The following is a 12,859-nucleotide window of genomic DNA, read 5'->3' as shown; positions in this document are numbered from 1 at the left end:
TTTGAGCTGCTGGTGGTTCGAGCCGCTGGTGGTTCGAGCCGCGAACACGGGACGCTCAGTGAGCCCTCTTCAGCGAGACCTTGAAGCCGGCCTTCCTAGGAGAGCTTGTTCAGGAATGCCGAAGCATGCGCCTCGAACGACTTATCCGGCGTAGACACATCCCACCGCCACAACAGATTGCCATCCACGAGGCCGAAAATACGTGTGGCCGCAGTGTATTCCTTGGAGTGTCCCCCGCGCATCACCATGTCAGTGGTCATGTGGATCTGCGGCCCCTTGATTTGGCCGTAATAGAGCTCGCTGATACCACCCGGATGGGCAATCGTCACCGTGATATCGAACCCGCCATCGGCGTTCCGGTGGGCCTCGACGTCGTCGGCGGTTTTCAATACCGGGACAATCTCCGCGGGAATCAGGCCCGGGCCTCCGTCGGCGTCGAGCATTTTCCGCTCCAGCGCCCAGAAGCCTGTCTCCACGGTGAGTGGGCGCAACTTGGTGCCGTCCTCGTCGCTGAGCCAGCTTTCGGCACGGTACTCCAAGTACGGCAGACCGTGGTGGGTAAACGAAACGTGCTGGATGAAGTGTTCCGAGTCGTCTTCACCGCTTCCAAGCCGTCCCCGGCCTTCCCACTCACCAATGAGCCAGGAAAGGGGTACCAGTTCGGGAGTCAGGTCTGAAGGAATTTCGATGGGCACGACAGATACCTCAGTGGGCCAGAAGGAACAGAAGCGTTACTTCTGGCCCTTGAAGAGACGGTAAACGACAAAACCGGCAAACCACGCCATCGAGATGCTGGCCAAGCCGAGGAGGACGAGGAAGAAGATTTCAAATGCAAGTACGGACATGATGCCATCCTAACTGTTAGTAGATGAGTAGTTTGTCGATGAAGTAGGACAGGGCACCGACCGCCCAGACGGGCGCGACGCCCATTCCCAGGACAGCCAGGAGATTCAAGCGGCCAAGCCGAAGCGTCACCATCCGACGGAAGCTCACCAAGACCGAGCCGACGACGACGCCCACGACGATCGCTGGAATGATCGAAATATCCGAGAACACCAAGCCTGCCAATGGCGCTATCAAGCCGGCGGCCAGGATGCCCAAAGGCGCCACGACCCGGTCCGGCCAGCGCAACAGGCCTGCGAGAAGGGCGGCTGCTGCACTCAGCGCGGCAACCAACACCATTTCCTTGATGCCGTTGAACCTCGCACCAGCGATCCACCCTGCGCCGAGGCAACTCAGCAAGACGCCCGCACAGCTGCCGAGGGTGGATTCGAGCCGCTGGGCTTGACCGGTTCCGCGAATCAATTGCACGACGAACACGGCGATCACGCCTGCTCCGATGAAGGCGGGAGTTGTGTCGAGGAATCCGGGGGCCGGGATGAGGCCCGCAGCCAACGCCGAACCTGCACCGCTGAGCCCGATCACCGTGGCGAGCGTCTTCTTCGCGGGGACCGCCAGAAAATGGGGCCAGCCGACGCCGACGACGGCCGACGCCAGGATCCCGACGGCAACCAACCATCCCGTGGGGCCGTAAGAGCTGGCCACGAAAACCGCGAGCGCCACGAGGCCGACCACCCCGATGCTCCAAGACTTCACTGCGCCCCTGACCTCACTATGCCTCTAACCTCCTGCCAATCCTGCCTTATTCGAGACAAATATGTCGCAAACAGGAGCTGAAGGTGACACGAATCCCTGACGTTGCAGGGGCCTTTGGGTATACTCGTTTGTCAACAGCGCTTCTTGTTGCAACGCTTCCGTTACAACGGGACCACGCCCCATAAGCAGCTGCCGGCCGGTGGAAACCCGGTTCAGACGCCCGATGATGCGCGGACCGCCCATTGGAGGAACTATGTCGCACATCCTGCTCCTGACGAACAGCACCGGCTCGTCGGTAGACATCCTGCCTGCCTTGGAGCTCTTGAACCATCGGGTCCACATCCTTCCGGCAGAGCCGACGGCCTTGCTGGAAACCGATCCCACCGACGTCGTATTCCTCGATGCCCGCAAGGACCTGGTCGGGGCACGTTCGCTGACCCAGCTGCTCAAGGCCACGGGGTTGAGCGCGCCCTTGATGCTCATCCTCACTGAAGGCGGCATGGCTGCCGTTTCTTCTGCGTGGTCCGTTGACGACATCGTCCTCGATTCGGCGGGGCCGGCTGAGGTCGAAGCCCGTATTCGCCTGGCCATGGCCCGCGCGGTCCCCGGCGAAGAGGAACCCAACACCGAAATCCGCGCGGCCGGGGTCATCATCGATGAGGCCAGCTACACGGCCCGCGTGAACGGGCAGCCGCTCAACCTGACCTTCAAGGAGTTCGAGCTCTTGAAGTACCTGGCCCAGCATCCGGGCAGGGTCTTCACCCGCCAGCAGCTCCTCACCGAGGTGTGGGGCTACGACTACTACGGCGGCACGCGTACCGTGGACGTCCACGTCCGTCGCCTACGCGCCAAGCTGGGCGTGGACCACGAAAACCTGATCAGCACGGTCCGCAACGTCGGCTACCGGCTGACCTTGGTCCGTTTGCCGGAAGACGAACTCTCGGAGGCCTAGGTCCTTGAAACCCCAAGAGAGACAGGAAGGCCCGGACTCGCCGAGTCCGGGCCTTCTCTTTGCCGTTTTCGGCTTGAGTGGAGGACATACGGGTCGAACGTATCGCGGCCACCCCACTGGTGGATCCCCCTTGCATCCCGCTTCGCAAAGCCGGACGAGTTATAGACCTTACACGGCCACGGGAGTGCCTGCAAAATCCATCCCGCCAAACCGGCTGCAGAAGTATAACCTTGCAGCATGAGTCCTGCGCACCCGGAGAATTGGCCTGTCCTCGTCGTCAAAGGCGCCTCGGATGGTGAGTTGTTGAGAGACATCAAGTCACTCGCTGCAGCCGCCGAGGAGTCTGACGGCAACCCCCCACTGTCCGAACAGACCCTGGTCATGCTGCGCGGGGCCGATGCCGGCGACCACTCAGTGCTTACCCTGGCCCTGTATGCCCCCGACGAGCAGTCCGATCCCGCAAGCGGCCAGGATCTGGCGGGAATCGCCGTCGTGGTCGAAGCGGACGACGGGACCGGCGTCCTGGAAATGGCGGTCCACCCTAGCTACCGCAACCAAGGTGCCGCGGGCCGGCTGTTGGACTCCCTCCGGGACGGCCGCGGACTCGCAGGGCTGAACGCCTGGTCCCATGGGAACCACGAGGCCGCGACGGACCTCGCCGCCCGCTACGGCTACGGCCCGGTGCGTGAACTGTGGAAGATGCGGCTCATGTCCTCCAGCGCGGAACTGCCCGACGTCGGCCTGCCTGAGGGAGTCTCGCTGCGCGCGTTCGTGCCGGGACAGGACGAGTCCGCCTGGCTGGCTGCCAACAGGGCCGCCTTTGCGCATCACCCCGAACAGGGGTCCCTGACCCGGGCCGATCTGGAGGCCCGCATGGCCGAGGACTGGTTTGATCCCGCAGGCTTCCTGCTCGCCGTGAACCAGGAGGGGGAACTGCTCGGCTTCCACTGGACCAAGGTTCACCCGCGGCAAGGGCCGCATCCGGCGATCGGAGAGGTCTACGTGGTAGGCGTGACCCCCGAGGCCCAAGGATTAGGCCTCGGCAAGGCGCTCACTGTCGCCGGGATCAGATACCTCCAGGGCCACGAACTGCATTCCGTGATGTTGTACGTGGACGCTGACAACACCGCCGCGGTCGCCCTTTACCAAAAGCTCGGATTCGTGCGTTGGGACGTTGATGTCATGTATGCGCCGTTGACCCGGAAATAGACCGGAACCAAGGCACATCTGAAAGGCTAGGACATCTTGGATTCCGGCACGTGGAATCCTAGTAGGGTTGAAGCAAACCCGCTCTGAACAAAGGAGAGCCCGATGAATCCGGACCCGGTCGGAACCACCAAAACCGAGGTCAAGGGCGCAACCTTGCCTCCCCGCTTCGGCTCCTCCGAAGTCCCGGCGGCCCGGGCGACTCAGGACCGCATCGACATCCCTGAATTTGCTCCGTCCCTTGAGCCGGAAGGCGACATCTCGCCGGACCGTTTCCTGGACCGCGAACTGAGCTGGCTTGCCTTCAACTCCCGCGTTCTTGAGCTCGCAGAAGATCCGGATCTTTTCCTGCTGGAGAGGGTCAACTTCCTCTCCATCTTTGCCTCGAACCTGGATGAATTCTTCATGGTGCGCGTTGCCGGTTTGAAGCGCCGCATCGCCACCGGACTCGCAGTGCCCTCTCCTGCCGGGCTGAGTCCCATAGAGGTCCTTGAACAGATCGGCGATGCCGCCCGCAAGCTGCAGGAACGCCACGCCCGCGTTTTTGCCGAGCAGATCCGGCCCGCCTTGGCCTATGAGCACATCCACCTCATGCGCTGGGACGAGCTCGACGACGAGGCCCAGAACCGCTTGAGCGTCATGTTCGGCGAGAAGGTCTTCCCGATCCTCACCCCCCTCGCCGTCGATCCCGCCCACCCGTTCCCGTATATCTCCGGCCTATCCCTGAACTTGGCCGTGATTGTCCGTAACCCCGTGAGCGACAAGGAACTGTTCGCGCGGCTCAAGGTTCCAGACCAACTCCCCCGGCTCATCTCAATCGACGGCCCGCGTGCCGGCGCCGTCCCGGGCCGGGTGGCGCGCTTCATCGCGCTCGAAGAGGTCATCGCGGTGCACCTGGACAAGCTGTTCCCCGGCATGGAAGTCATGGAGCACCACAGCTTCCGCGTGACCCGCAACGAGGACGTGGAGGTTGAAGAGGACGACGCCGAGAACCTCCTGCAAGCGCTTGAAAAGGAACTCCTGCGCCGGCGCTTCGGCCCGCCCGTCAGGCTCGAGGTCACGACCGACATCAACCCGAACATCCGCGCCCTCCTGGTCCGCGAACTCGGGGTCGAGGAATCCGAGGTCTACTCCGTTCCCGCACCGCTGGACCTTCGTGGCTTGTCTGTCATCAGCGGAATCGACCGGGCTGACCTGCACTACCCGAAGCACGTGCCGCACACCTCGCGGTATTTGAACGAATCCGAGACGTCCAAAGCCGCGAACGTCTTCGCGGCGATGCGTCGCCGCGACATCCTGCTGCACCACCCGTACGACTCGTTCTCGACGTCGGTCCAGGCCTTCCTGGAGCAAGCCGCCGCCGACCCCAAGGTCCAGGCCATCAAGCAGACCCTGTACCGCACGTCCGGTGACTCCCCTATCGTCGACGCCCTGATCGACGCCGCGGAGGCCGGCAAGCAAGTCTTGGCCCTCGTTGAAATCAAGGCGCGTTTCGACGAGCAGGCCAACATCTCCTGGGCCCGCAAGCTGGAACAGGCCGGCGTCCATGTGGTGTACGGCATCGTGGGACTCAAGACGCATTGCAAGTTGTCCCTGGTTGTGCGCCAGGAAGTGGATGGCCTCCGGCGGTATTGCCATATCGGCACGGGCAACTACCATCCGCGGACGGCTCGCTACTACGAGGACCTGGGACTGCTGACCTCCAATGAGCAGGTGGGCGAGGACCTGTCCAAGCTCTTCAACCAGCTCTCGGGATATGCGCCCAAGTCCACCTTCAAGCGGCTTCTCGTGGCGCCGCGCTCGGTGCGTTCCGGGTTGATCGACAGGATCGAGACCGAGATCCGCAACGCTCGCGCGGGAATCGCCGCCAGGGTTCAAATCAAGGTGAACTCCATGGTGGACGAGGCCATCATCGACGCCCTCTACCGGGCGTCGCAGGCGGGCGTCAAGGTGGATGTCATAGTGCGTGGCATCTGCTCGCTGCGTCCCGGAGTACCCGGACTGAGCGAAAACATCACAGTCCGCTCGATTCTGGGCCGTTTCCTGGAGCACTCGCGCGTGTTTGCCTTCGCCAACGCCAACGATCCCGTGGTGTACATCGGCTCCGCGGACATGATGCACCGCAACCTCGACCGGCGGGTCGAAGCACTGGTGCAGCTCGCCAGCCGCGAAGACACCGCCGATGTCGTGGACTTGCTGCGCCGTTACATGGACCCGGGCACGGCCAGCTGGCATCTGGACAACCAAGGTCACTGGACCAGGTTCCACCAGGCCGAAGACGGCACGCCGCTGCTGGACATACAGTCATGGCTTCTTGCCTCCCGGTCCCGCCAACGTGCAGTTGCCCGGCGGTAGGCAGCGAAAGGTGAAGAGCGATACACCTGTTGCGGACCAAACCGACCATCCCGGGGAACCGATCGCCGTCACGGCCGCCGGGGTTGTTCCCTGGCGCGTCACCAAGGGTGCCCTCGAGGTCCTGCTGATCCATCGGCCCAAGTATGACGATTGGTCCTGGCCCAAGGGCAAGCTCGACGCCGGGGAAACCATCCCGGAGTGCGCCGTCCGGGAGACCCGGGAAGAAATCGGCCTCGAGGCTGTCTTGGGGATCCCCCTTCCTCCGACCCATTACCATGTGGCGGCGGGGTTGAAGGTCGTTCACTACTGGGCGACCCAGGTCAACGGATCCACCATCAAACCCGACGGTCAGGAAGTGGACGCCTACATGTGGGCAGTTCCGGATAAAGCCGGACGGTTCCTGAGCAACCCCACCGATGTAGCCCCGCTTCAGGCACTGGCTAAGGCGCACCTGAACGATGAGTTGGAGACCTGGCCCCTGATTCTGGTGCGCCACGCCAAAGCCAAGCCACGGTCCTCCTGGACCAAAGCCGAGGGCAGCCGCCCTCTGGCAGTGACGGGCCTGCGACAAGCCCTCGCGGTGGAACGGCTGCTGGGTGTGTGGAAGCCCCTCCGGATCGTGAGCAGCCCTTGGGCACGGTGCGTTTCCACCATCGCCCCGTACGCCAAGGCGGCCGGGGCCAAGGTGAAACTCGTGGAGGCCTTGACGGAGCACCATCACCAGCGGAGTCCCAAGAAGACGTCCGCCGTCATCGACGGCTTGTTCGACAAGCAGCGGGGAGTTGCCTTGTGCACCCACAGGCCGGCACTCCCCACCATCTTCAAGACACTCGGCGAGCACATGGGCCCGGAGCTTCGCGAGGCCCTGCCTGCGCAAGATCCGTACTTGGCCCCCGGCGAGATGATCGTGTGCCATGTGGCCCATGGAAACGGCCATCGGGTGGTAGCTGTGGAACAGATCAAGCCCTTCGACGACTGACTCCAGTAAGCTGGTTGCGTGAGCATCCCAACCCCCTATGAAGACCTCCTGCGTGACGTCATGGCCAACGGCACGCACAAGTCGGACCGCACGGGTACCGGCACGCGGAGCGTTTTCGGCCGCCAGCTGCGCTTCGATCTGGGCCAGGGTTTCCCGCTCATGACGACGAAGCGAGTGCACTTCAAATCGCTGGCGCTGGAACTCTTGTGGTTCCTCCGCGGCGAATCCAACGTGAAGTGGCTCCAGGAGCAGGGCGTCACCATCTGGGATGAATGGGCAGATGCCGATGGGGAGCTTGGTCCGGTGTACGGGGTGCAGTGGCGCAGTTGGCCAACACCCGACGGCGGGCACATTGACCAGATCGCCGAACTCATGAAGAACCTGGCCGCCAACCCGGACTCCCGACGACACATCGTCTCGGCATGGAACGTATCCGAGATCAAGGACATGGCCTTGCCGCCGTGCCACGCGTTCTTCCAGTTCTACGTTGCCGACGGCAGATTATCGTGCCAGTTGTACCAGCGTTCCGCCGACATGTTCCTGGGCGTCCCCTTCAATATCGCCTCCTACGCATTGCTGACCTGCATGGTGGCCCAGCAGCTGGGTCTTGAGCTTGGCGACTTCGTCTGGACCGGCGGGGATGTCCACGTCTACGACAACCACGTCGAGCAAGTCACGGAGCAGCTTTCCCGGGAACCCTACGAGTACCCTCAGTTGCGCATCAACCGCAAGCCTTCCTCGATTTTCGACTACGCCTTCGAGGATTTCGACGTGGTCGGGTACCGGCACCATCCCTCTATCAAGGCACCAGTGGCAGTATGAGCACTCTCGAAACTCCCCCGGAGTCGGCGTCCTCCGGTGAGACCGCGGAAGCAATCAACGGTATCGGTTTGGTGTGGGCACAGACCGGTAACGGCGTTATCGGCAAGGGCGGGACCATGCCGTGGCACGTCCCCGAAGACTTGAAGCACTTCAGCACGCTAACAACCGGGCATCCGGTCATCATGGGCCGCAAGACCTGGGAGTCGTTCCCTGCAAAGTACCGTCCCCTGCCGGGCCGAACCAATATCGTGGTGACCCGGCAACAGAACTGGGCGGACTCGCCCGAAGCGAGCGGCGCCGTCGTCGTCTCCTCCCTTGACGCCGCCCTTCTCGAGTCCCAGTTCGCCCCCGGCGGCCAGAACGTTTGGATCATTGGCGGCGGCGAAATCTACGGGCAGTCCATGGACATCGCGAATATCGCAGTAGTCACCGTGATCGATGCGGACATTGACGGCGACACTTTCGCTCCGGAGTTCAGCGAGGCCTGGAATCTTGTGGCGACGCAGCCCGCGGAAGGCTGGCTGACCTCCAAGAACGGCACCAACTACCGGATCGCCACGTGGCGCCGGACGGAAGACTGAGAATGCTGAAGAAACCTGAGACCCTGTTCGTACTGGGCTACATGTTGTTGCCGCTCTTCGCGCTGCTGTCCGCGATCATTGGCCTCACCATGATCTTGGGCGGCAACAAGATCATGGGGGTCATCGTCCTGGTGCTGGTGACCCAGGTCTTCGCTTTCGGCGCGTTCTACGCACTTCGCGCCCGCAAAGCGGCGATCCTCCAAGAACCCGACAACTTTCCCAAGTAACTCGCAGTTGTTGTCGTTATGAGCCCTCAAAACGACAACAACTGCGAGTCAGTTGGGTCCCCGTGACGTAACCGAGAGCGGCCGGGAGCAGCGAAAGCCTAAACTAGTTCAATGACTACAGCAGCTAATCCGTCCGTTGGACTGGTCGGTTGGCGTGGCATGGTCGGCTCCGTCCTGATGCAGCGCATGCAGGACGAAGGCGACTTCGCCAACATCAACCCGGTATTTTTCTCCACCTCAAACGCGGGAGGTGCCTCGCCGTCATTCGCTGGAACAGCGGAAGGCAGTACGGGCAAGCTCGAGAACGCGTTCGATCTTGAGACGCTTGCCAAGCTGCCGATCATCGTCACTGCCCAAGGCGGCGACTACACCAAGCAGGTCCACGGCGAGCTCCGTGGCCGTGGCTGGGACGGGCTCTGGATCGATGCAGCATCCACGTTGCGCATGAACGACGACTCCATCATTGTGCTGGACCCCATCAACCGCGATGTCATCGACGCTGGCCTGTCTGCCGGCGTGAAGGACTACATTGGCGGCAATTGCACGGTCTCCTGCATGCTCATGGGCCTCGGCGGCCTGTTCAAGAACAACCTGGTCGAGTGGGGTACCTCCATGACCTACCAGGCGGCCTCCGGTGGCGGTGCCCGCCACATGCGCGAACTACTCAAGCAGTTCGGCACCCTCAACAACGAAGTCAGCAGCGAACTGGACGATCCCGCCTCGGCGATCCTGGAAATCGACCGCAAGGTCCTGGCAACGCAGCGCTCCGGCGTCGACGCCACCCAGTTCGGCGTACCGCTGGCCGGTTCCCTGATCCCCTGGATCGACGCCGACCTCGGCAACGGCCAATCCAAGGAAGAGTGGAAAGCCGGGGTGGAAACCAACAAGATCCTCGGCACCGGCAACGGCAAGCCGGGCAAAGACCATGTGATCATGGACGGTCTCTGCGTCCGCATCGGGGCTATGCGCTCCCACTCCCAGGCACTGACGCTCAAGCTGCGCGAGGACCTGTCCGTCGCCGAAATCGAGAAGCTCCTGGACGCTGACAACGAGTGGGCCAAGGTGGTGCCCAATACCAAGGAAGCCTCCATGTCGGACCTCACGCCGGTGGCCGCCTCCGGCACTTTGGAAATCCCCGTGGGCCGCATCCGCAAGCTCGAGATGGGCCCGGAATACATCAGCGCCTTCACCGTGGGCGACCAGCTCCTCTGGGGCGCGGCCGAGCCACTTCGTCGCATGTTGAAGATCGCTACCGGTACCCTCTAGGCGTCCTGCGCAGCATCTGCTGGCCCGCCGCCCTCGACTGGGCGGCGGGCCAGAGACGTTTGGGGTCCCGTCAACTCGCCATGAATCTCAAGTACTTCGCCGCCTGCAGCTCGAAAGACCGCCGGGCGGCCGGGGCCAGGCCTTCCGGGGTGAACGGTTCGAGCTCGACGCCGGGGCCCCTGCCCGTCCCGCCGGACCCCGTGCCGCTGCGGGACCACGTGCCCACCACTTGTCCGCCTGACACAATCATCCGCTTGAAGACACCGTTGCCGCCTGGAACGACCTTCTGGAAATGCTCGGCGGGGAGGACGAGGCTGCGGTCCGTATACCCCAGGAGGAATTCGTCGAATCCCGGCAAAGCGAGGACCGTGCGGGAGCCCGGCACGCCGTCGTCAAGCAGGGCCGCTGTTGCGGGCGAAAGCCAATAGGACGTTCCCCGGAAGACGAGCTCAACGAGTTGGCCGCGAATGGCCTCGTGGGCCGCCCGGACCTCGGCCTTGGGGATCTGCGTCCACCACGCGAAGTCGCTGAGCGTTGCCGGGCCGTGGCTGCGTAGATACCTGAGCAGGAATTCGGCAATCCCCTCCCCACGGTCCAGCACCTTGGATTCCGGAATCCATTCGTCGAAGGACACGAACAGCTGTTGTCCAAGTGCCTTGCCCGCGGCGCCCGCCGGGGGTCCCTGGACCAGCCAGGCGTTCTGGCACAGAATCCACAGCAAATGGATGCCCCGCTGGGCCGAGGTGGTTTGGCCGGCGGCTTCGAAGATCTTGAAAAGTTCCTCGCGGGTCATTCCGGGGCTACCGGCCACACGCTCAAGGGCAAGGTCCCGGCACGTGGCAATGTCCGCCTCACCGATGCCGAGCTCCCGGTGCCGTGTGGCAACAGAACGCATGGACCGATCCGTGGTGATAGCCAGGATCCAACGCAGGTCTTGCGGTGGAACCAGGTGCAACGTGCCTCGCATGGGCCATGACCGGACCACCGTCCCGTTCTCCAAGGCTTCCAACACCTTCGAGAGGCCAGCACCAGAGACACGCTGCCCTACCGCCCAGAACGCCGATGCAAGGTCTTGAGCCTGCATGGCGCCCATCGCGGACACGCATTCCTCCACGCTGTTGAAGCCGCCGAGCAATCCCTGGCTGGCAAGGCGCAGTCTGCCCATGACTTTGGGCGTTACACGGATCTTTGCCGAGGCTCCCATGGCCCCATCATAGGACGGCAAAGCGGACAGCTTTGGTCCTCAATGCCAAGCAAGCGGAACTCCCATCCCGCTCACAGGGGCCTTCCAGCAGGTGCTCCTACGCTAAGGGAATGCTGTTCGGTGAGTTGGGTCCGCTGCTGCGGCCGCTTAGCCGGCGGTTAGCAGCCGCTGGTTGGTGCGCCGCCGCCGTCGGGCTTGTCTGTGGCTTGGCAATCGCAGTCGGCGCGGGAGTGCGATTGTCACCGTCGATGCAGACCGTCCAAGAGGTGGGACTGGGCGCCACCGGCGCAGCCGCGATCTTGCTTGGCCTTGCGGCTGCATGCCAGCCGTCGTCCCACCTGCAGATGGACGATCCTGAATCGGTGTTCCAGACAGGCGCCTCGGATCAGGTGCGCAGCTTCCTGCTCGCCGCCGTCGTCATGCTCCTCGGGGTCATGGGCTTCGCCGCCGCAGGCTGGATTTCGCCGAGCGGTCCGTCCCCGCAGAGCATCGCATTCAGCCAGATCTTCCTGCTGGGGGCATCAAGCTGCGGACTAACGTTCCTGCTGCTCAACAAAGTCCTTCCCACCGGAAAGCGCTGAAGCGCGCCATAGCTTCCCTAGAGCGAAACGCCGATCAGCACAGGTTCCGGGTGCAGTTCAATGCCGAAGCGCTCGACGACGCCGCGGCGCACCTCGCGCGCGATCGCCACGATGTCCTCCGCGCGGGCTCCTCCCCTATTGGTGATGGCCAAGGTGTGTTTGGTGGACAGCGAGGCACGGCCGCCTGACACGCTCGCGGGATCGAGTCCGAAGCCTTTGCCGAATCCCGCCTGATCGATCAGCCACGCCGCAGAAAGCTTGACCAGGCCATCGCTCCCGGCCGGGTACTGCGGCGCCTCCTCCGGCAAGGACGCAGCCGCAGCGGCCGGAACAATCGGGTTGGTGAAGAATGAACCCGTCGAGTACGTATCCCTGTCCGTAGCGTCCAGGACCATGCCCTTGGAAGCGCGGAGCCGCAGGACTTCACGCCGGACATCGTTGGAATACGCACGCTTCCCCGTCTCGACTCCCAATGACCGGGCAAGCTCTGCATAGCGGATAGGCGCGCTCATGCGTCCGAGCGGCAACTGGAACTCAATCGTCAACACCACGTAGCGGGGCGAGCCCTCGACCGTGGTCTGCTTGAGGATGGAATCCCGGTAGCCGAACGTGAGCTCGGAGTTGGTGAAGGTCTGCACGGCGTTACGTTCGCGGTCCCACGTACGGACGGCCGCGATGGTCTGGGAGACGTCGGCACCGTACGCGCCCACGTTCTGTACCGGAGTGGCACCCGTGGCTCCCGGGATCCCCGAGAGCGCCTCCAGCCCGGACCATGCGTGCAGTACGGAATGCTCGACGAAGGCATCCCAGTTGTGCCCAGCTTGGACCGCTACCGAGACGCCGCCGCAGCTGTCTTCGGAGTTGACGGCGAATCCCTGCGAAGCGATCTTGAGTACGGTGCCCGGGTATCCGGCGTCGGAAATCAGCAGATTGGAACCTCCACCGATGATGAGCAACTTCTCGCCCGCGGCATCCGCCGAACGGACGGCGTCGATGATTTCCGCCTCGGTGCGGGCCTCCACAAAGGTGCCGGCAGGGCCACCCACGGCGGCCGTGGTCAGTTCGGAGAGCATCGTCTGGGTCACCAATC

13 protein-coding genes are annotated in these 12,859 nt (G+C 63.3%); 9 read left to right on the top strand and 4 right to left on the bottom strand.

All coding sequences use genetic code 11. The features are described from left to right. Positions 1-95: 95 nt before the first annotated feature. Together ABD884_RS03120 and ABD884_RS03115 are read right to left on the bottom strand one after the other, a co-directional pair. On the bottom strand, positions 96-695 hold the full coding sequence (locus ABD884_RS03120; protein WP_345035996.1) for a nitrobindin family protein: 600 nt from the start codon (positions 693-695) through the stop codon (positions 96-98). A gap of 166 nt (positions 696-861) precedes the next feature. Beyond that, positions 862-1,596, bottom strand: a complete 735-nt coding sequence (locus tag ABD884_RS03115; protein ID WP_345035993.1) for a permease — start codon at positions 1,594-1,596, stop codon at positions 862-864. A 253-nt stretch (positions 1,597-1,849) separates the two neighbouring features. Between ABD884_RS03115 and ABD884_RS03110 the strand changes: the two genes are divergently transcribed. The 8 genes from ABD884_RS03110 (at position 1,850) to asd (ending at position 9,984) form a co-directional block, all read left to right on the top strand. Continuing rightward, positions 1,850-2,548 (top strand): winged helix-turn-helix transcriptional regulator, encoded by a 699-nt coding sequence (locus tag ABD884_RS03110; RefSeq protein WP_345035989.1) that lies wholly within the window; start codon positions 1,850-1,852, stop codon positions 2,546-2,548. 237 nt (positions 2,549-2,785) lie between these two features. Beyond that, the gene (gene mshD / locus ABD884_RS03105) at positions 2,786-3,757 is read left to right on the top strand and encodes a mycothiol synthase (protein WP_345035985.1); all 972 of its coding nucleotides are present in this window, start codon (positions 2,786-2,788) and stop codon (positions 3,755-3,757) included. A gap of 102 nt (positions 3,758-3,859) precedes the next feature. Further along, on the top strand, positions 3,860-6,109 hold the full coding sequence (locus ABD884_RS03100; RefSeq protein ID WP_028265137.1) for an RNA degradosome polyphosphate kinase: 2,250 nt from the start codon (positions 3,860-3,862) through the stop codon (positions 6,107-6,109). A 10-nt stretch (positions 6,110-6,119) separates the two neighbouring features. Further along, positions 6,120-7,088, top strand: coding sequence for an NUDIX hydrolase (locus tag ABD884_RS03095; RefSeq protein ID WP_345035975.1), 969 nt, complete (start codon positions 6,120-6,122; stop codon positions 7,086-7,088). Between the two features lie 18 nt (positions 7,089-7,106). Then, positions 7,107-7,910, top strand: coding sequence for a thymidylate synthase (locus tag ABD884_RS03090; protein ID WP_345035970.1), 804 nt, complete (start codon positions 7,107-7,109; stop codon positions 7,908-7,910). Further along, positions 7,907-8,491 carry a dihydrofolate reductase gene (locus ABD884_RS03085; protein ID WP_345035965.1) on the top strand — a complete coding sequence of 195 codons (585 nt, stop codon included), beginning with the start codon at positions 7,907-7,909 and terminating at the stop codon, positions 8,489-8,491. Before ABD884_RS03090 ends, ABD884_RS03085 begins: the two co-directional genes overlap by 4 nt. A 2-nt stretch (positions 8,492-8,493) precedes the next feature. After that, a complete protein-coding gene (locus ABD884_RS03080) occupies positions 8,494-8,718 on the top strand; it encodes an NF038396 family protein (RefSeq protein WP_345035960.1) in 225 nt (74 codons plus the stop codon). A gap of 111 nt (positions 8,719-8,829) precedes the next feature. Then, positions 8,830-9,984: an aspartate-semialdehyde dehydrogenase gene (asd, locus tag ABD884_RS03075; protein WP_345035957.1), complete on the top strand. Its 1,155-nt coding sequence runs from the start codon at positions 8,830-8,832 to the stop codon at positions 9,982-9,984. 70 nt (positions 9,985-10,054) lie between these two features. On the opposite strand, the gene ABD884_RS03070 is transcribed toward asd, so the two are convergent. Beyond that, positions 10,055-11,188: a winged helix DNA-binding domain-containing protein gene (locus tag ABD884_RS03070; RefSeq protein ID WP_345035953.1), complete on the bottom strand. Its 1,134-nt coding sequence runs from the start codon at positions 11,186-11,188 to the stop codon at positions 10,055-10,057. A 110-nt stretch (positions 11,189-11,298) separates the two neighbouring features. On the opposite strand from ABD884_RS03070, the gene ABD884_RS03065 reads away from it, so the two are divergent. Then, positions 11,299-11,769 carry a hypothetical protein gene (locus tag ABD884_RS03065; protein ID WP_345035949.1) on the top strand — a complete coding sequence of 157 codons (471 nt, stop codon included), beginning with the start codon at positions 11,299-11,301 and terminating at the stop codon, positions 11,767-11,769. 17 nt (positions 11,770-11,786) lie between these two features. Here the strand turns inward: ABD884_RS03065 and ABD884_RS03060 are convergent, their stop codons facing one another. Next, the gene (locus tag ABD884_RS03060) at positions 11,787-12,854 is read right to left on the bottom strand and encodes a UDP-N-acetylmuramate dehydrogenase (RefSeq protein WP_345035946.1); all 1,068 of its coding nucleotides are present in this window, start codon (positions 12,852-12,854) and stop codon (positions 11,787-11,789) included. Positions 12,855-12,859 lie beyond the last annotated feature (5 nt).

Source organism: Arthrobacter methylotrophus (assembly GCF_039539965.1).
Classification (GTDB): Bacteria; Actinomycetota; Actinomycetes; order Actinomycetales; family Micrococcaceae; genus Arthrobacter; species Arthrobacter methylotrophus.
Note: the sequence above shows the minus strand (reverse complement) of the source record. Positions and strands in the feature narration are given on the sequence as shown.

Excerpts from the sequence above, each read along its gene's own strand:
- mshD (WP_345035985.1), top strand. The coding sequence starts at position 2,786 with ATGAGTCCTGCGCACCCGGAGAATTGGCCTGTCCTCGTCGTCAAAGGC.
- ABD884_RS03080 (WP_345035960.1), top strand. The coding sequence starts at position 8,494 with ATGCTGAAGAAACCTGAGACCCTGTTCGTACTGGGCTACATGTTGTTG.
- ABD884_RS03100 (WP_028265137.1), top strand. The coding sequence starts at position 3,860 with ATGAATCCGGACCCGGTCGGAACCACCAAAACCGAGGTCAAGGGCGCA.
- ABD884_RS03085 (WP_345035965.1), top strand. The coding sequence starts at position 7,907 with ATGAGCACTCTCGAAACTCCCCCGGAGTCGGCGTCCTCCGGTGAGACC.
- ABD884_RS03070 (WP_345035953.1), bottom strand. The coding sequence starts at position 11,188 with ATGGGAGCCTCGGCAAAGATCCGTGTAACGCCCAAAGTCATGGGCAGA.
- ABD884_RS03110 (WP_345035989.1), top strand. The coding sequence starts at position 1,850 with ATGTCGCACATCCTGCTCCTGACGAACAGCACCGGCTCGTCGGTAGAC.
- asd (WP_345035957.1), top strand. The coding sequence starts at position 8,830 with ATGACTACAGCAGCTAATCCGTCCGTTGGACTGGTCGGTTGGCGTGGC.
- ABD884_RS03065 (WP_345035949.1), top strand. The coding sequence starts at position 11,299 with ATGCTGTTCGGTGAGTTGGGTCCGCTGCTGCGGCCGCTTAGCCGGCGG.